Genomic DNA, 23,202 nt, shown 5'->3' with positions numbered 1-23,202 from the left:
GTTCAAAATTCCAGTAATTTATACCGAAATATAGATTAGTAACGCGTTATCGCTCCATAACCATTGAATTTTTCAAGTTTACCTTTTGGTAAGAAAACATTCTCACCTCCAAAACTCATATTCAATTCTAATAATTCATCCAGAATGTCATCTATATAATTGCTGTCTTCACTCTTATCTTCTGAAACTATTTCTATTTCATCATCCTTTAGAAGTGCAGGTTTAAATAAGCCTTGTTCAACAAATACTGTTTGAACTTTTCCGTTCTTAATGGCTTTCCAAATCTCGTTTAAGTCACTTAAATAATTCCCCGTTCCAACAGCCTTGTCTAGCTCTGAAATTCGGTTATCATTTCTATTGACTAAATATTCTTTCATGATAGCCCAAGCTTCTTTTACGATTTCATGGTCTTTATTTTCTAAACGATTTCCGCTAAGGAATGTTTGGAAAATTGTGTTTTTCTCATCTGCAATCTTTAAATAATCATTGTAATTACTCTCTTCACTACAGATTAAAACAGGTAAACCCGTTGACTTTCTTACCTCGTTAACCGCTTTGTCTACTTGATTGAAATATTCTGCAATAAGGTTGTCTTTTCTAGTGGCATTTGATTTATCAACCCAATTAGAGGTGTTAAATTGATTGTTTTTGAAAGGAAATTCACCTTTTACTTCTTTCACTACCTCGTCATTAAAAGCTTGAATTAATCTTGCCTTTTCTTGGCTCAACACCAAAACGTAGTATTGTGAATTGGTATGCATAGCACGCATTAAATCACGTGTTGCAAAAGTATCTCCGATAATTACACGGTCCTCAACTTTCATTGGTAGACGCACAATTTCTGAAATATCTTCATTTACAAAAAGAATTAAACTCTCTAAATTTTGCGAATGGTCAATTGAATCTGCTAATTCCTTGATGCGCTCAATAAGATTAGCTGCAACTCTTTTATCCGTACTTTCAATTAAACGATTTTCAGCTTCTGTAATCAAATTTTTAATTACAATTATATCCTTTTGGTTATCCGGCGCAGTTCTGTGCGTGTTAAGAATTATAGTAATGCAATTTTCAGCTACAACACTCTTCAACTCATTCAATTTACTTTTCATGGTATATATTTTAACTTGTTAATAATTTGAGAACTTATAAAATTGAGACAATGCGTAAAGTCTAAACTAAATAAAAACCTCATTTATAACAAGATAACCATTAAAGATGTCCGATTTCAAATTTAGCTTATCTTAACAGCCAAAGATGACTTATGTCATATTGCACCGCTCTTTTATCTTTCGATTTGCAAAGAATATTGCTTCGATTGATGATAGTATAATTACATGAAAATAAACGACCTAAAGCTAACAGCTATTTAAACCACGACTTCAGCGTGAACCAACCGCCTAAAGCTTAAAGCATACAGCCTAAAGCCATTTAAACCAACAACTCAACTCCTCTAAACTTCTCAGCTACTTCATCCAAAGTGTCATACACCTCATTCAAATCGAAAGTGGTAACCAACTTAGTTCGGAAAGCTTTAAAGTGAGGAACACCTCTGAAATAATTTGAATAATGGCGTTTCATTTCTACAATAGCCAGTTTTTCGCCCTTCCATTTCACACTCATTTCTAAATGTCGACGGGCAACATCAACTCGTTGTTCCAAAGTAGGTCCAGGTAAATGTTCACCCGTATTTCTGAAATGCTTTATTTCATTGAAAATCCATGGATAACCAATTGAAGCACGTCCAATCATGATTCCATCTACACCGTATTTTTCTTTATATAAAACTGCTTTCTCAGGAGAATCAATATCTCCATTTCCGAAAACAGGAATATGCATACGTGGATTGTTTTTCACCGCAGCAATCAAATCCCAATCCGCTTCTCCTTTATACATCTGTTTACGGGTTCTACCGTGAATCGAAATCCCTTCAATTCCGACATCTTGCAAACGTTCTGCAACTTCAACTATGTATTTTGTGTCTTCATCCCAACCTAGTCTGGTTTTTACGGTAACTGGTAATGATGTACTTTTCACTATCTCAGCTGTCATGCGAACCATTTTTGGAATGTCCTGAAGAATTCCGGCGCCGGATCCTTTACAAGCGACTTTTTTTACTGGACAACCATAGTTGATATCTATTATATCAGGATTGGTTTTAGCTGTAATTTCAGTAGCTAATTTCATGCTTTCGATATCATTTCCGAAAATTTGAATTCCAACGGGACGTTCATATTCGAAAATATCGAGCTTTTCAACACTTTTTACTGCATCGCGAATTAAACCTTCTGAGGAAATAAATTCTGTGTACATTAAATCAGCACCGTTTTCCTTGCACAATGCACGAAAAGGTGGATCACTTACATCTTCCATTGGAGCAAGCAACAAAGGAAAATCTCCTAATTCTATATCACGAATTTTTACCATAGCGTTGCAAAATTACATCTAAGTTTAACAACAGCAAAATACTTTTTGAATTAACAACTAGAAATGATTAATTTTGAAATTATTCTAAAGCTTTGAATGTGGAATTTTACTATGTGCTTTAGTCGTTTAAATGCTTTAAATCAATTTTATGAAACGATATTTATTTATTCTTGGCATCATCGGTATGATTACTTTCTCTTGTCATAAAGTTAAGAAACTGAAAGATGATATCTCTTCCCGTAAATATATTCCACATTTAGTTCTGAGCCCTGCTGATAGTGTAGCTACTATTTATTCGCCAACTTGTTCAGAATCTATTCCTTTTCCAACAGACTCAACTCAGTCCGTTCTCATTGATGTAGATAAGGATGGTTTCAATGACTTCAAATTCACTTATTCTACAAGTTATAATTTCGTTAGTTCAATAGATTCTTGTGAAAATCATAATTCACAAATTGTAGTAGAAGCAATTGGTTCTGAAAACAGAGTCATTGTTGATGAAGATAATGCTGAAAATGTGAGAGTTTTTGCCGTTGATGATGAAATTAAAATCTCTAGTTCAATAGCTGTTAATGCAACTATTTTCCTTGATGACGCATCAATTTCAGAAGATGTGATTCTTGAAACAGGGAATAAATATTTAGGAGTTAAACTCGCTTCCAATACAGTAGGTTGGATAAAAGTTTATCACGACAGAGGAGCTTTTAGGTTCGCAATTTTAGAACATGCTTTTAACCGAACTTTTCAATTGAACATAAAAGCAGGTCAAACACAATAATAATCAGTATAGAGTACTAAGTACCCAGTGCTCAAAAATCAATACTCAAAACTGCCCTTATGTGCGGAATCACCGGAATAATAAATAGAAGAGCGAAAGTTGAGATCAGTCAACTCTCCAAAATGACGGATAAAATTGCTCATCGTGGTCCAGATGCAGAAGGGATTTTTGTAAATCAAAACAAGACTTGTGGATTAGGACACAGAAGATTAAGTATTCTAGATTTATCAGACGCGGCAAATCAACCAATGCATTCAAAATGCGGAAATTATTCTCTTGTTTACAATGGTGAACTTTACAATTTTAAAGAAATTAGAGAAATACTTAAAAGCGAAGGAGTTGAATTTTCTACTTCCTCCGATACAGAAGTAATTTTAGAATCATTTATTGCTTGGGGACCAAAATGTGTTGACCGTTTCAATGGAATGTTCGCTTTTGCCGTTTGGAATGAAAAAGAGGAAGAATTATTCATATTCCGTGATCGATTAGGAATTAAGCCACTTTACTATTCTTGGGATGAAGAAACACTTTATTTTTCTTCAGAACTAAAAGCAATTGCTCCGTTTATTGACCAGAAAAATTGGGACGAAGCCGCAATTCAACATTATTTTAGATTAGGATACATTCCTGCTCCACATTCTATTTATAAAGCTGTCAGAAAATTAGAGGAAGGCTCCTATATTCAATTGAATAAATCTGACTTTTTGATCAAAAACTATTGGAAATTAGAGGAAAAGGTTCAAAAAGTAACGCTTTCTGATGAAAATGAAGCGAAAACGCAATATCATGATTTATTAAAATCAAGTGTTGAATACCGTTTACAATCTGATGTTCCTTTCGGTGTTTTTTTGAGTGGAGGAATAGATTCGTCCACTGTCGCTGCAGTAGCGCAATCCATTTCTGATCAGCCGATTTCTACTTTTTCTATTGGTTTTGAAGAAGCTTCTTTTAATGAAAGTGAATATGCTAGAAAAGTAGCTGATCATTTAGGAACTAAACACCACGAGTTTGTTTTGTCTCACAAAGATATTCAAGATTTAATTCCTGAAATTCCAAAATGGTACGACGAACCATTTGCCGATGCTTCAGCATTACCGACCTATTTAGTTTCTAAAATGGCAAGTGAGAAAGTCACAATGGTACTCACAGGAGATGGAGGTGATGAACAGTTTATGGGTTACGGAATGTACACATGGGCAGACCGATTGACGACTTTGAAAACTTTACGTTGGTTCCTTAAAACAGGACTTTCGCTTTCTTCAAAGGTAAATAACCAAAGAGCGAGTCAGTATTTTGATTTTAAAGAAGATGAACATTTACCGTCTCATATTTTCTCTGTCGATCAAGGTATGTATTCTGCCAGAAGCTTAAAAAAGCACTTTACTTTCACTGAAGATTATTCCCCTTTATTACTGGGGAAAACAAACAGAAGATTATTGGTCAGTGAAAGTCAATCTTTCCATGATTTGAAGTTCTATTTACCAGGAGATTTACTCACAAAAGTGGACAGAGCAACAATGCAAAATAGTCTGGAAGCCAGAGTTCCATTGTTAGATCACCGATTAGTCGAGTTTTCACTTAATTTGGATGAGAAACTCAAACGTAAAAACGGAGACAGTAAATATTTGTTGAAGCAAGTACTTTATGACTATGTACCCAAAGAATTATTTGATAGACCTAAATGGGGATTCGGAATTCCACTAAATCTTTGGTTGAGTAATGAATTAAAACCACTTTTAGATAAATATGTAAACCAAGAAGTTTTAGAGAAATACGATTTCTACAAAGTAGATGAAGTTCTAGAATTAAAAAAGCAATACTTAGGAGGAAAGACTTTTCTCTACAATCAATTGTGGTTGATTATTATGTTTAATATGTGGGGGGAAAGGTGACAATTGATAATTAACAATTGATAATTTTGTATAGAGTTATGTTCGCTCGGAGCGAAAGAATGTTTAATGATGAATTTTATATTTGCATTTTTCTCGGTTGTCTACATTCACCTAGGCTTAACTCTTCTAAGCGACCTTAGCGAGAATCTTTAGCAACTTTGCGGTAAAAATCTCCTCATCGAAAGTGAAAGAGCCAATTCACTTATAAATTTATGCCCTGCTGAAATTTATGCCTTATTTCCCAGTCAGTTTCATTTTCTTCATAAGGAAAACAATTAGTAAGCAAATTACCATTCCAACTGCACTTCTCATTATCGCTGTTTCGGCATCCGCTCCTTTTGTTGATAAATCAATAAAATAAATGAGATTAGCGAAAAAGATAGCACTTAAAAATAGAGAAACACTATACAATAATAATTTCATAAATGTTCAAATTAAGAAAAATTACTTCAAAAATCAAATCAAAAAAACAATTAAACCAAGATATTAAAGCTATAATTAAGATTGATTTTTCAAAATTATCAATTATCAATTGTGAATTATCAATTATTTAAGATATATACGTGATACTCTTTTGTTTATACTCGTCATCACCTCATAAGGAATCGTGTTTAATCGATTTGAAAACGTTTTAATCGTTATGTTTTCACCTATAATTTCGACTTCATCACCTGGTTCGCAATTCGCATTGCTGACATCAACCATTGTCATGTCCATACATACATTTCCAACGACAGGACAACTTGTTCCATTGATAAAAACTGCTCCAACTCCGTTACTTAAACCACGTCTAAATCCGTCGGCATAACCAATTCGAAGTGTTGCAATTTGCATTGACTTCTCCGCTTTAAATGTCCTGCTGTAACCAACCGTTTCTCCAGCTTCAATGGTTTTGATTTGAGAAATGGTCGTTTTCCATTTGATTGAAGGCAAGAGTTCGTCTTCTTCTGCTGTTGAAGTATATCCAAAAACACCAATTCCCAATCTCACCATATCGAAAGCAGCGATTTTTCCAAATTTACTGGTTCCTTCACTGTTTAAAATATGAAATAAAACAGAAGAATCATTCAATTCATTTTCAAATTGACTTTTCATCATCTTGAATTTCTCTATTTGCTGAAAACTGTAAGCAGGATCTGGATTATCAGCATCTGCCAAATGAGAATAGATTGTTTTGACCTTAATTTCGTTGTGTGAATTTAGTTTTTCAATCAATTCTGTGATATCCTCAGGATAGAAGCCTAAGCGATTCATTCCAGTTTCAACTGTTATATGAATTGGAAAATCTGTGATATTATCTTGTCTCAATCGATTACAAAAAGCTTCTAACTGTGGAATTGAAAAGATGGAAGGTTCTAATCGAAATCGAATAATATCATCAAATGCATTAATCTCCGTATTCATGATCAGAATTGGTAAAGTAATTCCGTTTTCACGCAATGTTGTTCCTTCATCAGTATAGGCAACACCCAAATAATCGATTCCCAATTGTTGTAAAAAGTGAGGAATGTTGACATCACCTGTTCCGTAGGAAGAAGCTTTCACCATCACCAAAGTCTTTGTTCCTTCAGGCAGTTTATTTTGAAATACTGAAATGTTATGTTCTACAGATTTTAAATCAAATTCAACCCAAGTTTCATGTTTGCGGTTCTTAAATAACTGAACAGTCTCTTTTAAACGTGAGCGGTAAGACCCTTTAAATAAGATGCTTGAATTTTTTACATCCAACAATTCTTGAGGAACTTTATTGTTTTCAAGAATGAATAATTGTGTAGGCTTGTAGCTATTTACGACATCCAAAATAACTTGTTTTCTGTTTTCTTCAACAAAAGATAAATCAAGCACGACGATTTTATCCTTGCGTTCATCAGAAGAAAATTGGTATGAAAGTGCCTGTTCCAATGCATCAACATCAATGTTGTAAGAATCATTAATGATAAGGTTGTCGTCTTGTCCTTCAAAAACTTCCATTCTATTAGAAAGTACAGGCAATTGAGACGCCTTTTTAATTAAGCTTTCTTTTTCTATTCCTAAAAACTCTGCGACATGCAAAGCAATGACACGATTATTAGAATAGGACAATTGAGAAAAGTCTACATTTTTCCAGCTATCGAAATCTACAATGTCTGCATTGATTTTACTCTTACGCAATTCATTTTTGTGTTCGCTTAAAGCAAAAGTGATATTTGCATGCTTAAACAATTTTAAATGTTCAGCTGCATGCACTTTTTGAGATTCAAAATTATCAGCATAGAAATGACCCACTCCAGTGTATATTCCTAAAGTAGGAGAGACCATGTCTTCGATAAATTCCATTTCATCAGGATGAGAAATATCTGCTTCGATAATAGCGAAATTATGTTCATCCGTCATTTGTAACAAGGAAATAGCGACTCCAATTTGAGAATTAAAACTTTTTGGACTGCGAATTATATTGAATTCATCTGCCAGCAAAAAGTACAACCATTCTTTGATTGTCGTTTTCCCTAAACTTCCTGTAATGGCCAAAACGGGATAAGAAAAATGATTTCTATGGTTCCTTGCAACTGCCTGTAAAGCACGCAAAGTATCGTCTACAGCAATAATTATAGCGTCGTTTGGTAAATCTACCTGCTGACTCACTACAAAACTACGAATTCCTTTGTCGTAAGCTTTTTGTAAGAAATCATGTCCGTTTCTTCGTCCGTTTAAAGCGAAAAACACACCATTTCGGCTTGTATTGATTAATCGGGAATCGTAATATATGATATCAATTTTTTGTTCAGGAAGCATTTCGGCATTTCCTGAAACAATATCGACTAGCTTTTTATGCGTAAGATTTAAATTCAATGTTTGATTTTATTATAACACGATCTGCACAGCGGTTCATATTCATCAACTGCGCCAACGAGTACTTGTTCTTTCTCTTGTGTTTTACGGTGAGAAAACTGTGCTAAGTTACCACAAGACATACAAATTGCATGAACTTTTGTAACATATTCAGCAGAAGCCATTAAAAACGGCATGGGTCCAAAAGGTTTTGCTTGGAAATCCATGTCTAATCCGGCACAAATAACCCTTACTCCATTTGCCGCCAAGTGATTTACGACTTCAACTATTCCATCATCAAAAAACTGTGCTTCATCAATGGCAACAATGCGTTCCTTTTTCCAATGTTCAAGAATTTCCTTTGCAGATTCAACTTGAATAGCTTGGAAACTAGCTCCGTTATGACTCACGACATTTTCTTCACTGTAGCGTTTGTCAATTTTCGGTTTAAACAATAGCAACTCTTGTCCTGCGAAATTTATACGTCTCAACCTACGAATTAATTCTTCTGTTTTACCGGAAAACATTGATCCGCAGATCACTTCTACCCAGCCGTGAAACTTACCATCCTCAGGAAATTGCTCTAAAAACATACGCTATTTTTGATTTCTACAAAAATACTAAGTCGAGAAAGGTTTGCCAGTTTTTAAAGGAGAATAAATAAAAAGTTATGAACGGTTGGAGTTTTGAGAGAGTGGGACTTCGGCTACGCTTGGTTGCCGCAGGGAGAGGGAGGATAATGAGGAGAAAAGAGTGAGAAAGAGAATGAGAGCGGAAGTCAGAGGGAGAGGGGAGAGATTATTTAACAGAAGGGCAATTCACCAATGCATTCTGGTAAGCTTTTGTGTATTCTTCTTGCTCATCGGGTGATGAATATTTATTTTGCAAATCTCGTGCTATTTTATCGGCTTCCTTTCTGTAAGCATTACTTCTACTCAAAGCGGTTCTGTCGCCTTTATCAACTTTTCTCAAAACATTTATTGCCTTACAATGCAGGTCGACAAGGTTTTCAACTTCGCTTTTTAAATTGATGTTGATAATAGAGCTTTTTATAACAGTCTTTTCACTGTTTATTGAACTTTCGTTAGAACAATTCGAAAAAACAAACAAAACTAAAAGTGAAAGGGTAATTAACAATATCTGATTTTTCATTCTTTACTATTCTTACAATATGAATCACAAATGTAAGAAGTGTATAGTTATTTGAAAATGATAAAACCATGTTAAAAAGATGAGTTTTGTCATTAATCCCTTCTACTCCTTAACAAATTTAAAACGCTTTACAGTACTTTCATCCTTACTCATTATTGAAATAAAGTATATTCCATTTGGAAGCTGACTCACATCTATTTGATTATTAATGGCAGGCTTCACCTCAAATAATTGACCAATAGATGAGTGAACTTTAATTTTATAATTAGACAAATCAATTCCTCCAACCATTAAGTTTTTAGAAGTTGGATTAGGAAATAAATTAACGGAATCAAATTCTACATCACCTAGTGAATTAGTATTTGTGCATTTTAAAGCCAAAGTATTGAACCATGTTAAAGCATCTTTAGTTGCAGGAATAAAACATGAATTATGATCTCCAGTAGCGAAAACATTAACCGCTTCAATATCAGTAGCACCAAGAAGTAACATTGTATCTAACGTATTGGTTGAATTACTTGGAGCAACCATTGAGTCATTTCCACAATACAACATTGTAATCGGATTCTGAGGTGTCCAATCATACAAGTTATTTGCTCTTAATGCTTTATTTATTGGGTGAGTGTTACGGTTCACATCTGTCATTATATTTTGAAGGACTGAATCCTGCATAAAATCATAGTAATTTGTTCCAAGAAGAGAAATCCATTGATTAAAAGAATAAGTTCCAGCATTTATGTAAGTTTCAATTTGAGAAGCATGAGTAGCATCATAAATTTCATCATAACTTTGATATAAGTTTCCGTAAGCTTCTTGATATGAAGCCAGAATATAAGGAAGAAATGGTGAAGCATAATAATTAGAGTCTCCATCAAAAATTAAATCAAATTGTGCTCCTGTTTGGTCAAATGCTCCTGAAAGTGGTGCACAAGCAACCACGTTAAATTCATTTGATAATGCGTTGTCTTCAATATATTTATTGGTAGCCATAGCAGCGTGTCCGCCATGAGAATATCCTGTAATGAAGAACTGACCGTTGTCTTTCAATTGATTCGTAGCGGTATCTAAATATTGTCTAACTGCTCTTACTAAATCTAATGTTGCCGTGGCTTCAGTTTCAGAATGCTGATATAAGTGAATCCCAGGATTATCACCCAATCCTAAATAATCTGGTAAAACTGTAATGTATCCTGTTGTAGAAAAATAGATTGCTCTTGCTTTATATTGATTATTAGAAGGCACGTTAGTTTTTAGAAACTCAGTTCCATGATTATAAGCTAAAATAGGAACATATTCACAGTTTGTGAGCGTTGGAATATAAACGGCTCCTGAAGCAATCGTAGGGTTTCCATGCGCATCAGTTGTATTATAAGTCACCTTATAACTCTCAACAGGATTAAGCTCAGAAGCATTCGGATTCCAACTATTCGTGTAAGCTTGCACATTCGCTAACGAATGACTAGCCATTGGTGTAATGCTTACCAATTGCTGTGAAAAAACAGAATAACTAACTGCTACTAAAGTGATAAGAAGATTTATATTTTTCATAAGTGTAAATATAAAGTTATTAATTTTATAACTTGACTAGCATCAAAAGTGTTACCTAATCTTTGATTTTCTGTGACTTACCGTATATAATTTTAGTTACTCCATTTGAGTTCAATGAAATTTTCTCTTTTTTATCAAACGGGATAAGTAATTCATAAATTTCATCCTCGAACTTCATGCTGATAACATAAGTTTCATCTATTGTTTCTTTCTGTGTGATTTTGTAATCGATTTTTTCAATAATTCCTCCAGTATGATCTTGCAATTGATATTTTACTAAAGTGTCGCCTACTATAAATTCCATGTAATATCCAGTGTTGTATTCCTTAATAACCTCATCTGTTTTTTCATCTACTTCGATAATGTTTATCTGCTTATAAGCAATAGATTGACTAAACGTTAAATAAGAAAAGAGAAACATTGAAATTGTTAGGAGAATTTTCATTAGAGAATGGTTTTAATCCGATAGATATCAGATGATTTAGGTGAAATTACGAATTCTGGGACAAAATTGATAAAAAAGATGATAAAACTTGAGTTATTTTATTTGTTTGATTATCAGAGTAAAGGTGTGCAAATCATGTATAGTCAATATAAACGTATGTGTAATTAATTTATTCACACTCGCCCAAAGCCTCCTGATAAGCTTCAGCAAATCTTTCTTGATCTTCTTTTGTTGGATATTTTTCTTTCAATTCTCTTGAAACTTTTTCTGCTTGCTTATTGATTTCTTCACTTTTCATTAAAGCGGTTGCATCACCGTTTTTTGCTTCGCCTATTAATTTCATGACCTGACATTGCAGATCAACTAGCCTTTTTGCATCGCTTTTTATAGAACTGTTGTCAGCAGAACTGCTTTCTATCGTGTTACCTTTTTCTTGGTCACTCTCATTCGCACAACCACTTAAAGTGAAAATTGCCAGTAATGTGATGGTGAAGATCAATTTTAGATTTTTCATAATCTTATTTTTTTGAGTTAAAAAGGGCGAAACTTCAAATGAATCCCGCCCTTTCCTAGTATTCTATTTTAAAATGCAGTAAGCTTATACAACCAACTCAATCGTCAAAACATCGTCTGCTTTCGTAACTTTCGTTATTCCGTGCTTCGCTAATCCTTTAACTCCTTTGTCCCATTGTTTGTTGCTCAATCCTGTCTTGTCTTTCAATGCATTCAATTCCATAGAATTTTCTTTGGCCAATAAGTCAAAGATAATTTGTTCGTTTTCATTTAATTCAGGCCCTTTCTTCGCTCCGAAATTCTCAGGTTTCATTTGAGGGAAGAAAAGTACTTCTTGAATTGCTTCGTTGTCTGTTAAATACATAATCAAACGGTCCATTCCAATTCCTAATCCTGAAGTTGGTGGCATTCCGTATTCTAATGCACGTAAGAAATCTTGGTCAATCATTTCTGTTGCTTCGTCATCTCCTTTTTGTGCCAAACGAACTTGTTCTTCAAAACGTTCTCTTTGGTCAATTGGATCATTCAACTCAGAATAAGCATTGGCAATTTCTTTACCACAAACCATCAATTCAAAACGCTCTGTTAATTCTGGATCATCTCTGTGAGATTTACACAATGGCGACATTTCTTTAGGATAGTCAATAATAAATGTGGGCTGAATGTAATTTCCTTCACATTTTTCACCAAAGATTTCATCTATCAATTTTCCTTTCCCCATTGTTTCATCCACTTCGATTCCCAAACCTTTAGCTGTCGCTCTTAGTTCATCTTCCGATTTTCCTTTGATGTCAAAACCAGTGAATTCTATAATTGAATCACGCATTGTAATGCGTTTATAGGGTGCTTTAAAGTTTATTTCTTTCCCAGCGAATGTTGATGTCGTAGAACCGTTTACTTTCATGGCACAATGCTCCAATAAGTTCTCGGTAAATTCCATCATCCAGTTGTAATCCTTATAGGCAACATAGATTTCCATTGCTGTAAACTCTGGATTATGCGTTCTGTCCATTCCTTCATTTCTGAAGTTTTTTGAGAATTCATAAACCCCATCAAATCCACCAACGATTAATCTTTTAAGGTACAATTCGTTAGCAATTCGCATATATAAAGGAATATCCAAAGCATTGTGGTGCGTTACGAAAGGACGTGCCGCTGCTCCACCAGGAATAGGTTGTAAAACTGGTGTTTCAACTTCCATATATCCAGCTTCGTTAAAGTAATTTCGCATTGCAGAATACAATTTACTGCGCTTAACGAATACTTCTTTCACTTGTGGATTCACTACCAAATCAACATAACGCTGACGGTAACGCATTTCAGGATCTGTAAATGCATCGTGCACCCTTCCTTCTGCATCTGTTTTTGGCAAAGGCAATGGTCTAAGTGCTTTAGAAAGCATTGTGAATTCTATAACCTTTACAGAGATTTCTCCTACTTGCGTTTTAAAAAGTTTTCCTTTAATTCCGATGAAGTCACCTAAATCAAGTAACTTCTTAAAAACCTCATTGTACATTGTTTTATCTTCACCTTGACAGATTTCGTCGCGGTTAAAGTACACTTGAATTCTTCCGGTATCGTCTTGAATGTCCCCGAAAGAGGCTTTCCCTTGAATTTTACGGCGCATTAAACGTCCAGCAATAACAACTTCCTTATCTTCTTCGAAATTATCCTTAATCTGTTTGGCCTTATCCGTAACTGGAAATAATGCTGCAGGATATGGATCTATTCCATGTTCGCGTAATTTCGTCAACGTTTCTCTACGTTGTAATTCTTGATCAGACAATTCTAAATTGCTCATAACTGTTTATTTAACCGTTTTAAAATTCTTCCGTATTCTGAATTATCGGAATCGGAATTAATGTGCAAAGATAAGTTTTATACCAATTATTCTCTATTGAAGTTAGGAAATTGTTCAAGAATCTGAACACTAAAAAAAGCGGACAGTGAACTGTCCGCTTTAATTTAACTTTTCATACTGTTATTTAGTTATTGATAACAGGCAAAATATTTTCAAATCTTTGACTTTTACGTGCAAAGATTATTTTATAATCAATCTTTTCACTTGTTGAGCTCCACCGATGTTCACTTTCACAAGATAAATTCCTGCTTGAATTTTTTCAGTATCCAACATAACCAAGTTACTTCCTGTTTGTGCTTGGATAGTATTTGATTGAATTGTTTGTCCCATCATGTTTACCAAACTCACATTTACATTTTGGTTGTTTTCAATAGAGAAAGTAACATTTGCCATGTGATCAGCAGGATTTGGATATACGCTGAAAGACTTAATTAAATCTTCATTACTAACACTCAAAGGATCTTCGGAAGATGAACCTTCATAAATATTAACATCATCTAAATAAAGATTATTCCCTCCATCTGACTCAAATTCGAATTTGAATCTGAAGTCTGTCGTCCAGTAAGATGCTGTAATATTTGTCATGTGAACAGTTGTCCAATCACTCTGAGAAGTCGGTTTCCAGCTACTACCTGATGTTATAGATCCTAGTGCATTACCTCTAATTGTTTTACGTTGCGTCCAGTTCTCACCACAATTGTTAGTTATGAATATACGTAACCACTCATCATTTGAAGCTGATCTTTTTCTGTAAGCGTAACGGAAGCTTAAAGTTGTTTCTGTTGTTACAGTAGATAAATCAATGGGGCTTGATGCCATATCATCAATATTCCCCGCAGATTGACCGAAGTTTTTCAGTACTACTGATTTTGAACCTGTATATGCAGCTGTTGTCGTAATATCAAATTTTGCGTTGTTGTTGTGATTTCCTACTGTCCAAAAAGAACCGTTAAAATTAGAAAGACCTTCAAAGCTCTCAACAATTGGTAGAGAAGTATTAAGAGGTAAAACTTTTATGAAAGAATTTTCAGTTACTGATTTCGATGTTGAACCATCTGTAGCAGTTAAAGTAACGGCATAAGTACCAGGCGTATTGTAAGTTACTGTTGGATTTTGACTTGTTGAAGAAGAAGGACTTCCACCAGGGAAATTCCATGTCCATCCTGTTGGTCCGCTGAAAGATAAATCTTCAAATGAAACAGATTGTCCAGGACAAATCTCTTGTTTATCCGCCTTGAAAGAAGCCTCACACATTATGTCTGGTAAATTAACACCAGTCGCTACTAAATTAGCTGCTTTAGTAATATTATCTCTTCCACCAACATTGCTACTTAAAGCTCCATGCATACGCACTTTTTGTCCGTTTGTAAACATTTTTGAACAGTAAGAGTACTCCATAAAGTTTTCTACGTTATCCAAAGAACCACAAGAAGTACCATTAACATTACAATTAGACCAACCAATTGTGTTTGGTGTATCAGAAATACCATCGTCATCGCCACAGTTAGAAGCTAATCCAGGAGTATTTGTTGTTCCCCAAAGGTGTGGTAAATCTAACCAGTGTCCAACTTCGTGCGATAAAGTATGTGCTCCTGAAGAACCAGCAGTTCCAATACTTCCAACATAGTTATGCAATACATGAATTCCATTTTCCATACTCGCTCCAATCCAAGTATTAGGACGGTAAGTATATCCAGCTGCACCATCTATGTCTTTGGCAATATAAAAATTAATGTATTTATCTCCAGGCCAGTTTCCGTGTTGTGCTTGAACAACAGCAATACGATCACTACCAGAAGCACCATTAGTTACGCTAGAATAAGTTCTTGTAATTCCATTTGTACAATTTCCAGAGCCATCTAGTTTAGCTAACTTGAATTCGATTTCTACGTCTGCAACGATAGGAAGAAAATTAGCATTTACATTAGACCATTGTGTATTTGATTTTTGATAATCATCATTTAAATGCTGAAGTGCATTCATAATTTGATCCTCAGAAATATTTTCTGATCCACCTTCATGAATAATATGAAAAACAACAGGAACTGTATAAGTAATAGCCCTTTGATTACCATCAGACTGCACTAATAACTCTGGGTTATTTGCAATGAAATTCTGGATTTCAGAATCATATGATTGTTGGTCATTTTCATATTGAATTCTTTGTTGTGGTGTTAAAGATTCAATTAATTCAGTTGTTTTTTCATCTGTGTGACAAGGATACGCTTCTTGCGCAAAAGTTGAAGTAAAAGCTCCAAAGGCGATGGCAACAGACAGTATTATTTTTCTCATAATTATTTTTAAATATGTTTTAGCGTTAGTAATATACCAACTTTGAGAGGAAGAATCACAAAACATTCTTTGAACGGTCTTAATCGTTGATTAAATGGGTGACTTCCTCTTTTTTTGATGCGTAATCCATAAAATTAATACTTTTCAATGGATTATTATGCTTACCGATTACATCTATTAAACACTAAAACAAGGCTATTGTTTGAATCCTAAGAATTTAAAATAATTATTACAACCACGAAATTGAAATCTTGCTGTAGCGTCGTTTAGGTAAAACTGAACCACCATGGCCTAAAAGTGTCACAGGTTCATTTGAGAATAAAATTCTATAGCTAGAAAAATATTTAGATCTTAGAGATTAGAGTTTTTGCTTTCTAAGATCTAAGATCTAATGCTTGATATAAAGGTTTTTAGAAGCTAAAACTAGATACACTAATCCCGATGGCTTATCGGGAGCATATTTTCAACTATTTATGAGACCAATAAATACCGCTATAACCAAAAAAGACTGCTACCAAGAGGTTGAAATCTCGCGGTAACAGTCTTTACTTTATGTATCATCTTAAATTTCTGAACTACTAATTTTGTTAGTTAGGCGCACTATTTTCAAAAAATAGTGAAACGCAGCTAACGGAATTAATAGACAAAAATTACTATTCGCCGGTCATTTTCTTTGGGTCAACCCACTCATCATACTCCTCAGACGTTAAATGTCCGAGTGATAAAGCAGACTCCTTCAAAGTTATTCCTTTGTCATGTGCATTTCCAGCAATCTCAGCTGCTTTATAGTAACCGATTTTTGGATTCAAAGCCGTAACTAACATCAAAGAATTGTTTACCAATTCATCAATACGTTTAAGGTTTGGCTCGATTCCTACTGCACAGTTGTCAGCGAAAGAAACACAAGACTCTCCAATTAAACGAGCAGATTGTAAAACGTTTGCTGCCATCATTGGTTTATAAACGTTTAATTCGTAATGACCTTGCATTCCACCAATTGTTACTGCAACATCGTTCCCCATAACTTGCGCTGCAACCATAGTGATTGCTTCTGCTTGCGTTGGGTTTACTTTTCCGGGCATAATTGAAGATCCTGGTTCGTTTGCTGGAATGATGATTTCACCAATTCCTGAACGTGGACCAGAAGCCATCATGCGAATGTCGTTTGCTATTTTATTAATAGAAACAGCCAATTGTTTCAATGCTCCGTGTGTTTCCACCAATGCATCGTGCGCTGCTAATGCTTCAAATTTATTTGCCGCTGTAATAAAAGGCAATCCAGTGAATTCAGAAATTTTCTTCGCTACCAATTCAGAATATCCTTTTGGTGTGTTGATTCCTGTTCCAACTGCTGTTCCTCCTAAAGCGATTTCAGAAAGATGTGGCATTGTGTTGTCTAAAGCTTTTAAGCCATGGTCTAATTGCGCAACATAACCTGAAAACTCTTGACCTAATGTTAATGGAGTTGCGTCCATTAAATGCGTACGACCAATTTTCACGATGTCTTTAAATGCTTTTGCTTTGTCGTCAAGAATATCACGTAAATGTTTTACTCCAGGAACTGTCGTTTCAACAATTAACTTGTAAATTGCAATGTGCATTCCTGTTGGGAAAGTATCATTTGAAGATTGAGATTTGTTTACATCGTCATTCGGTTGTAAAGTTTTTTCTCCTTCTCCCATTTTCTTTCCAGCAATCACATGTGCACGGTTCGCAATCACTTCGTTTGTGTTCATGTTAGATTGCGTACCAGATCCAGTTTGCCAAATCACCAAAGGAAATTGATCATCATGTTGACCAGCGATGATTTCATCACATACTTTAGCGATCAAATCTCTCTTTGATTCTTCTAAAACACCCAATTCACAGTTGGTATAAGCTGCTGCTTTCTTTAAATAAGCAAAACCATGAATAATTTCTAATGGCATTGACGCCGATGGACCGATCTTGAAATTGTTTCTAGAACGTTCAGTTTGAGCTCCCCAATACTTGTCGGCAGGTACTTTAACCTCACCCATTGTGTCTTTTTCTACTCTATATTCCATATTATATCGTTTTGTATTAAATTATTTTTTATTTTTACCGCGTGATTACATCACAATAATAGTTTACAAAAATAATATATCATGAGTATTTTCGGTATTGTTATGTTTCTTTTAATTGCAGGAATGGCTTTTTGGCTATTACTATTCTTAATGGCATTCGTTGTTCCATATTGGATCACACTAGGTGCAATAGAACAAATGCGTCCAAAGAAAGTTTTCGACGACGAGGAAGAAGCGGCTTAATTTCTGCTTTTTAATGTAATAGTATTGGGAATTCGAAAGAGTTCCCTTTTTTTGTTTGTGGTTGGGTTGTTGGGCATGGGTTCCCGCAGATTTTCGCAGATTTCGCAGATTTTTTGGGTTGGTTTGTGTTGGTTTTTGGAATGGTTTTTCTCCGCTCTCATTCTCTTTCTCACTCTATTTTTTCTCTCGCAGATTTCGCAGATTTTTTGGGTTGGATTGGGATTTTCATCCTTTGATGTGCAATGTATTTTTTAACCCGTGGATTTTGTTTTTTAACCGTGGATGTGCAATGTATTTTAATCGTGGAGGCGCAATGCATTGCGCCTCTACCGGTGAAAAATCATTTTGCAATCCATAAATTTGGGTTCAACTGGCTCACTGAACTTCCGCTTACGTGGTGCACTTCGAAATGGGCCACTGAAATATCTCCTGCTGAATTTGGCAATAATGATCCAATTGCAGTTTTTGTATTTACAACACTTCCTTTTGTTACATAAACATCTTGAAGGTTGGAATAAACAGTTCTATAATCACCGTGTTTGATGATGACTACTTTTCCTGCTCCTGGAATATTGATTACACTCGTAACTTCGCCTTTAAAGACGGCTAGCACATTTGCATTTCTTGGTGTACTTATATCTACTCCGTTATTTTGGGTATATACTCCCGGTAATGTAGGGTGACTATTCTTACCGTAATTTTGGGTGATTGTTCCTTTTTCAACTGGCCAAGGTAATTTACCTTTGTTGGACGCGAAATTCTCTCCAATCAATGCACTTTCAGCAGTTAATGAGAACTCTCTCTCCACTTTCTTCGGAACTTCTTTTTCTACAGTTGGCGTTTTTATGTCTTTTGGAGCTTCCGCTGCTTTGCGTTTTGCTTCTGCTATTCGGCGTGCTTCTTCTTTTCTTTTCGCTTTAGCTATTCTTGCTTGCTCTTCCGCAATTTCTTTTTGAATCGCAGCAGCAATCTCTTGTTTCAAACGCTCTTTGTCTTCTTCTTGTTTCCTTAATTCTTTCAGTAATTCGTCTTCTTGTTCCTTAAAACGTTTGTAGATTTCTTCTTTTGCTTTTTTCGTTTTAATGATTTCAGCGCGTTCGATTCTTTTTTGACCAGACAATTCAACTTGTTGCTTTTTCTCGTCGTCTAGATCTTTAATTTCATCTGTCAATAAAACAGCATTTTGTTGAATCAAACGCATTTGTTTTTGTTGAATTTCCGCTAATTTTTCAAGATATAACTTTCTTTTTAAAGCTTCTTCAACGGTGTTAGCACTGAAAATAAACATTAAATCTCCGTACTTATTTCGCTTCTTATAAGCGTAAAGTAAAAGCTGTGCATATTGTTTTTTTAATCTTTCAATTTCAGCATTTAACTCTTGAATTCTTCCTTCTTTCTGTTCTATTTTTAATTCTGATGAACGAATTTGATTGTCAATGTTGCGTAATAATTTCTCACGGTATTCAACTTGACGCTCAATAAGATTAACTTCCTCAAGGGAAAGTCGTGTGTTTTTTTGTGATTTTTCGAGTAAAGTTTTGGTAGTCGAAATTTGTTGCTCCAATGCTTTTTGCTCGTTTTTCAAACGTTGTGAACCAGGCTGAGACCACAAAGGAGCAGAAGCAGAAAATAATATCACAAAAGTAAATACAAGGAACTTACTCACACTTTTCATATTTATTCGGAATTGATAAATATAATACTCTTGGATCATTCACACTTATTTTATTGTATTCAAAGTTAATGTAAAGTTTATCTTTTGGCGTTTCAACAGTGATATCACCTTCAAGTGGAATACTATAACCTTCTACCATTTCTCTACCAAAATAATTAACGGTAATGGATGTCGAATCTTTTGGACTGTCGATAATCAACTTTTTAAGTGACCTTGTATCTTCACTCAGGAAATAGCGAATGATCACTTCATCATCACTGTCTTGTCTTCTTATTTTTCGTTTTGAAATTGAGGAAACAACATAATTATAAGGATCTTTTATTTGTTGATATTCAATATTCTTATCCCATGCGATTGGCATTCCTAATATCAATTCTTCAATGTTTTTGTGCTTAAAATCAACTCCAAATGTTTTTTTAAGGTAATTCATATTCTCCTTCATATAACAGTTATTTCGCTTGTCAACCATTGTTAACGTATCTGGCGTAACCATTACATTATAAATTGGAATTCGCGCAAAAGTTATCAATGCATGAAAAGCGCTATCGGCACGCATGCGAATTGAAGTTTTAAATGAAACGTTTATTTTACTGTCCGTATATTTTGAACTCAATTTCGTATAGAAATGTTCTGGACGTTGTTTTGAAAGACTATCCAAACGATCGATGAGTACTTCATCTTTCACTCTAGGAAGTTTTTCAACGTTTTCCAAATCAGCATTTCTTTTACTTCCACAAGCAACAAGTGATGTTAACAGTAGAATTGAGAAAATATATTTAGTAATATTTTGGAGCATATAATTTTTCTTCGTTAATCTTTTTAGTCAAATTTTTATTTCGTGATTCAGATGCTAAAGCTTTTTGCCAAGCTTCTTTTGCTTTGGTTAAAGATTGATTTTTAAAGTGAAGATCACCTAATAAATCCATTAATTCTGCATTGTAAAATTCTTTTTCAATTCCATTCTCTAAAATTCTAATTCCTTCTGCGAAGTTATTAGCATTCGAAGCAATATTGGCTTTCGCTAAATAGTAATCGCGGCTGAAGTTGATTTCTGTTATTTTACCTAATAATTCTTGAGCAATATCTGTGGCAATATTGGCTTTGCTTAATGCCAAAGCATAAGTCACTTGAATACTTTGATCGTCTGGATTATTAATCATTGCTTTTTCAAAAGCGACAATTCCTTTCTTGTATTCTTTATTGTAAAAATAAATTTGACCTTTTCGCATAGAGAATAAGGACTCTTTCTTTTTATCGTCTAAAAGGTAGATTTCTCCAGCTGCCAAAAGTTGAATTGCTTCATCTGGTTTGTTCGTGTACAAAGCTCCTTCTGCTGCAGCAAAATAAATAACGGGTAAGGTTGGAAAGAGCTCCAAGGCTTTGTTTCCATCTGCGTAAAGCTCAGAATAATCCATGTAATTAGATTCAACTGCAAAAGCCAATCGCCAAGCTTCAAAATTATTTGGGTTATCAACTGTTGATTTTCTAGCTACGGAAAGGGCCTTTTTACTTTGAAAAGCAAACATTAATTCCTTAACATATTTTGAAGAAATTTGTAAATCCTCAGGATAAGCTTTGTAAAGAATTTCTGCTGATTCAAAAACCAAAGGACCTTTATTTCCTTCTATTTCTTGAATTTTATTAAATATAAACAATTTATCTTCAACCGCTACTTCACTATTTTTTAAAATTCCAGGAGCAATTTCAATGAATTTATCAAACTCTTTTTGTTCTAGAAAGTTGTTCGCCAAAACAAATTGAGCCATTCCATTGTCAGGATCACTTTTCGCTAATTCCTCAATTAATTTTACTGCCTTTTCTTTTTCTCCTTGTTGCTCATAGAAAGCAATGATATTTACCAGAACTTCTTTATCATTCGGATATTCATTCTTTAAAAGTAATAATGTTTCTTCCGTTTTATCAAATTTCTTCAATTCAGTATATAAATCAGCTTTCATGATCATTATTTCAGGAACAACTCCTGTTTGACCTTGAAGGAAATTCAATTCGTCAATTGCCAATTGATAAGCCTTATTATAAATCAAAACTTTGCTGTATCCGTAACGGAAATCTACATTTCTTGGCTCGCGTTCACACATTTCTTTAAACAAGATTTCTGCTTGTTCGAAATTTGCTCTTTCAAAATGCATGTAAGCCAATTCTTGTAAATAGGCATTGTTTTCTTTGTCGATATTGTAAGCTTTTTGAAAGTTTTCTAAAGCTACAGAAATATTGTTTTCAGCTTTAGCAATTTCAGCTAAACCAAAATAAACGGCATCATCATCTTGCTTTATTGCTAAACAAGCTTGAAAAAGTTTTTTGGCTTCGCTATAATTTCCAGACATTTTCTCACGAACAGCCTGGTGAAATTGTTCCATGTAAGGATAGTCCAAAGATGAAAGCGCCTCAACATCATCCAATGCTTGTTCCTGCATAGACTTTTCCTTTCCTTTTTGACCAAAAAGAGGCGCCAAAGGAAGAAGCATTAAAGATGATATGAAGATTATTTTTCTCATTAAATATCCATCGTGGTATAATCTCCAACACTTAAATTGTGAGGAGTTTTTCTAACATTCGCATGATTACCAATCATTGAATCCTTTAAAGTAACATTTTCTAAGGTAGTATTCGCTTGAATAATTGTGTTTTTAATTACACTTCCATTCACTTTCGAACCTGCTCCAATTGAAACATGCGGACCAACAACGCTGTCATTCAAAACAACATCCTTGCCAATAAAACAAGGTGGAATAACTACACTGTTATTGATTTTTGCCGAAGCGTCAACCAACTCAATGTGTTTTTCTCTGTCAAATTCCAATACACGTTGATTTGCATTTACAGTTACAATTTTGTTTCCGCAATCCAACCATTCTGTAACTTTTCCAGGCTTAAATATTTTCCCTTTCTCAGTTAATCTTCTCAATGCATCTGGCAATTGGTATTCACCACCTTTGATTACATCATTATCGATTAAATAATTTAATTCTTTTCTTAAATCGGCACCTTCTTTGAAATAATAAATTCCAATCATTGCAAGGTCTGAAACGAAAGTTTGCGGTTTTTCCACAAAATCAATAATTTCATCTCTTTCATTCATTTTTATTACTCCAAAAGCACTTGGGTCATCGATTTGCTTCACCCATAAAATTCCGTCGTCTTTTGGATCTATTTTAAAGTCAGCTTTAAATAAAGTGTCAGCAAAAGCGACTACTACAGGACCATCTAACAATTCTTGAGCACATAAAACGGCATGCGCTGTTCCTAAGGGTTCTGTTTGATAATGGATACTTCCTTTAGCGCCAAGACTCTCAGCCACTGCGATTAATTCTTTTTCTGCTTCAGCTCCAAAATCACCAATTACAAACGCGATTTCTTCGATTGGATCACTACAAACACCTGCGATATCTTCAACAAGTCGGTGAACAATTGGCTTTCCACCAACTGGCACAAGTGGTTTGGGAACTGTTAATGTGTGGGGTCTTAAGCGAGAACCTCTTCCCGCCATTGGTACGATTATTTTCAT

Annotated in this window: 19 protein-coding genes; 3 read left to right on the top strand and 16 right to left on the bottom strand. The window is 34.5% G+C overall.

The window, feature by feature from the left end:
* Positions 1 to 35: 35 nt before the first annotated feature.
* Positions 36 to 1,109: an AOC03_06830 family ribosome hibernation factor gene (locus ERX46_RS00420; protein ID WP_130091856.1), complete on the bottom strand. Its 1,074-nt coding sequence runs from the start codon at positions 1,107 to 1,109 to the stop codon at positions 36 to 38.
* A 319-nt stretch (positions 1,110 to 1,428) separates the two neighbouring features.
* Complete coding sequence (gene dusB, locus ERX46_RS00415) at positions 1,429 to 2,424, bottom strand: tRNA dihydrouridine synthase DusB (protein WP_130091855.1); 996 nt, start codon at positions 2,422 to 2,424, stop codon at positions 1,429 to 1,431.
* Between the two features lie 148 nt (positions 2,425 to 2,572).
* On the opposite strand from dusB, the gene ERX46_RS00410 reads away from it, so the two are divergent.
* Positions 2,573 to 3,202 carry a hypothetical protein gene (locus tag ERX46_RS00410; RefSeq protein WP_130091854.1) on the top strand — a complete coding sequence of 210 codons (630 nt, stop codon included), beginning with the start codon at positions 2,573 to 2,575 and terminating at the stop codon, positions 3,200 to 3,202.
* Positions 3,203 to 3,261: 59 nt separating this feature from the next.
* On the top strand, positions 3,262 to 5,094 hold the full coding sequence (asnB, locus tag ERX46_RS00405) for an asparagine synthase (glutamine-hydrolyzing) (protein ID WP_130091853.1): 1,833 nt from the start codon (positions 3,262 to 3,264) through the stop codon (positions 5,092 to 5,094).
* A 234-nt stretch (positions 5,095 to 5,328) separates the two neighbouring features.
* Here the strand turns inward: asnB and ERX46_RS00400 are convergent, their stop codons facing one another.
* The 10 genes from ERX46_RS00400 to fumC form a co-directional block, all read right to left on the bottom strand.
* Positions 5,329 to 5,517, bottom strand: coding sequence for a hypothetical protein (locus ERX46_RS00400; RefSeq protein ID WP_130091852.1), 189 nt, complete (start codon positions 5,515 to 5,517; stop codon positions 5,329 to 5,331).
* A 123-nt stretch (positions 5,518 to 5,640) separates the two neighbouring features.
* The gene (gene alr, locus ERX46_RS00395) at positions 5,641 to 7,923 is read right to left on the bottom strand and encodes an alanine racemase (protein WP_130091851.1); all 2,283 of its coding nucleotides are present in this window, start codon (positions 7,921 to 7,923) and stop codon (positions 5,641 to 5,643) included.
* Complete coding sequence (locus tag ERX46_RS00390) at positions 7,920 to 8,495, bottom strand: thymidine kinase (protein WP_130091850.1); 576 nt, start codon at positions 8,493 to 8,495, stop codon at positions 7,920 to 7,922. The genes alr and ERX46_RS00390 overlap by 4 nt, the downstream gene beginning before the upstream one ends.
* A 205-nt stretch (positions 8,496 to 8,700) precedes the next feature.
* The gene (locus tag ERX46_RS00385; RefSeq protein WP_130091849.1) at positions 8,701 to 9,054 is read right to left on the bottom strand and encodes a hypothetical protein; all 354 of its coding nucleotides are present in this window, start codon (positions 9,052 to 9,054) and stop codon (positions 8,701 to 8,703) included.
* Positions 9,055 to 9,156: 102 nt separating this feature from the next.
* Complete coding sequence (locus ERX46_RS00380; RefSeq protein WP_130091848.1) at positions 9,157 to 10,602, bottom strand: lipase family protein; 1,446 nt, start codon at positions 10,600 to 10,602, stop codon at positions 9,157 to 9,159.
* Positions 10,603 to 10,657: 55 nt separating this feature from the next.
* Positions 10,658 to 11,047 (bottom strand): hypothetical protein, encoded by a 390-nt coding sequence (locus ERX46_RS00375; RefSeq protein ID WP_130091847.1) that lies wholly within the window; start codon positions 11,045 to 11,047, stop codon positions 10,658 to 10,660.
* Positions 11,048 to 11,216: 169 nt separating this feature from the next.
* Complete coding sequence (locus tag ERX46_RS00370) at positions 11,217 to 11,561, bottom strand: hypothetical protein (RefSeq protein ID WP_130091846.1); 345 nt, start codon at positions 11,559 to 11,561, stop codon at positions 11,217 to 11,219.
* A gap of 84 nt (positions 11,562 to 11,645) precedes the next feature.
* On the bottom strand, positions 11,646 to 13,361 hold the full coding sequence (lysS, locus tag ERX46_RS00365) for a lysine--tRNA ligase (protein WP_130091845.1): 1,716 nt from the start codon (positions 13,359 to 13,361) through the stop codon (positions 11,646 to 11,648).
* Positions 13,362 to 13,601: 240 nt separating this feature from the next.
* A complete protein-coding gene (locus ERX46_RS00360) occupies positions 13,602 to 15,713 on the bottom strand; it encodes a M43 family zinc metalloprotease (protein ID WP_165366103.1) in 2,112 nt (703 codons plus the stop codon).
* 653 nt (positions 15,714 to 16,366) lie between these two features.
* Positions 16,367 to 17,758, bottom strand: a complete 1,392-nt coding sequence (fumC, locus tag ERX46_RS00355; RefSeq protein WP_130091843.1) for a class II fumarate hydratase — start codon at positions 17,756 to 17,758, stop codon at positions 16,367 to 16,369.
* Positions 17,759 to 17,839: 81 nt separating this feature from the next.
* Here fumC and ERX46_RS17410 point away from each other — a divergent pair, with 81 nt between their 5' ends.
* Positions 17,840 to 18,001, top strand: coding sequence for a hypothetical protein (locus tag ERX46_RS17410; protein WP_165366102.1), 162 nt, complete (start codon positions 17,840 to 17,842; stop codon positions 17,999 to 18,001).
* A 340-nt stretch (positions 18,002 to 18,341) separates the two neighbouring features.
* Here ERX46_RS17410 and ERX46_RS00350 read toward each other — a convergent pair whose 3' ends face one another.
* Genes ERX46_RS00350 through ERX46_RS00335 form a run of 4 tightly spaced genes read right to left on the bottom strand, consistent with a single transcriptional unit; the run spans position 18,342 to position 23,202 of the window.
* Positions 18,342 to 19,667, bottom strand: a complete 1,326-nt coding sequence (locus tag ERX46_RS00350; RefSeq protein WP_207214094.1) for a murein hydrolase activator EnvC family protein — start codon at positions 19,665 to 19,667, stop codon at positions 18,342 to 18,344.
* Positions 19,660 to 20,472, bottom strand: coding sequence for a DUF4292 domain-containing protein (locus tag ERX46_RS00345; RefSeq protein WP_130091841.1), 813 nt, complete (start codon positions 20,470 to 20,472; stop codon positions 19,660 to 19,662). The genes ERX46_RS00350 and ERX46_RS00345 overlap by 8 nt, the downstream gene beginning before the upstream one ends.
* Positions 20,453 to 22,192 carry a tetratricopeptide repeat protein gene (locus ERX46_RS00340; protein ID WP_130091840.1) on the bottom strand — a complete coding sequence of 580 codons (1,740 nt, stop codon included), beginning with the start codon at positions 22,190 to 22,192 and terminating at the stop codon, positions 20,453 to 20,455. The genes ERX46_RS00345 and ERX46_RS00340 overlap by 20 nt, the downstream gene beginning before the upstream one ends.
* On the bottom strand, positions 22,192 to 23,202 hold the full coding sequence (locus ERX46_RS00335) for a sugar nucleotidyltransferase (RefSeq protein ID WP_130091839.1): 1,011 nt from the start codon (positions 23,200 to 23,202) through the stop codon (positions 22,192 to 22,194). The genes ERX46_RS00340 and ERX46_RS00335 overlap by 1 nt, the downstream gene beginning before the upstream one ends.

Origin of the sequence: Brumimicrobium glaciale (assembly GCF_004152935.1) — a bacterium.
GTDB lineage: Bacteria > Bacteroidota > Bacteroidia > Flavobacteriales_D > Crocinitomicaceae > Brumimicrobium > Brumimicrobium glaciale.
Note: the sequence above shows the minus strand (reverse complement) of the source record. Positions and strands in the feature narration are given on the sequence as shown.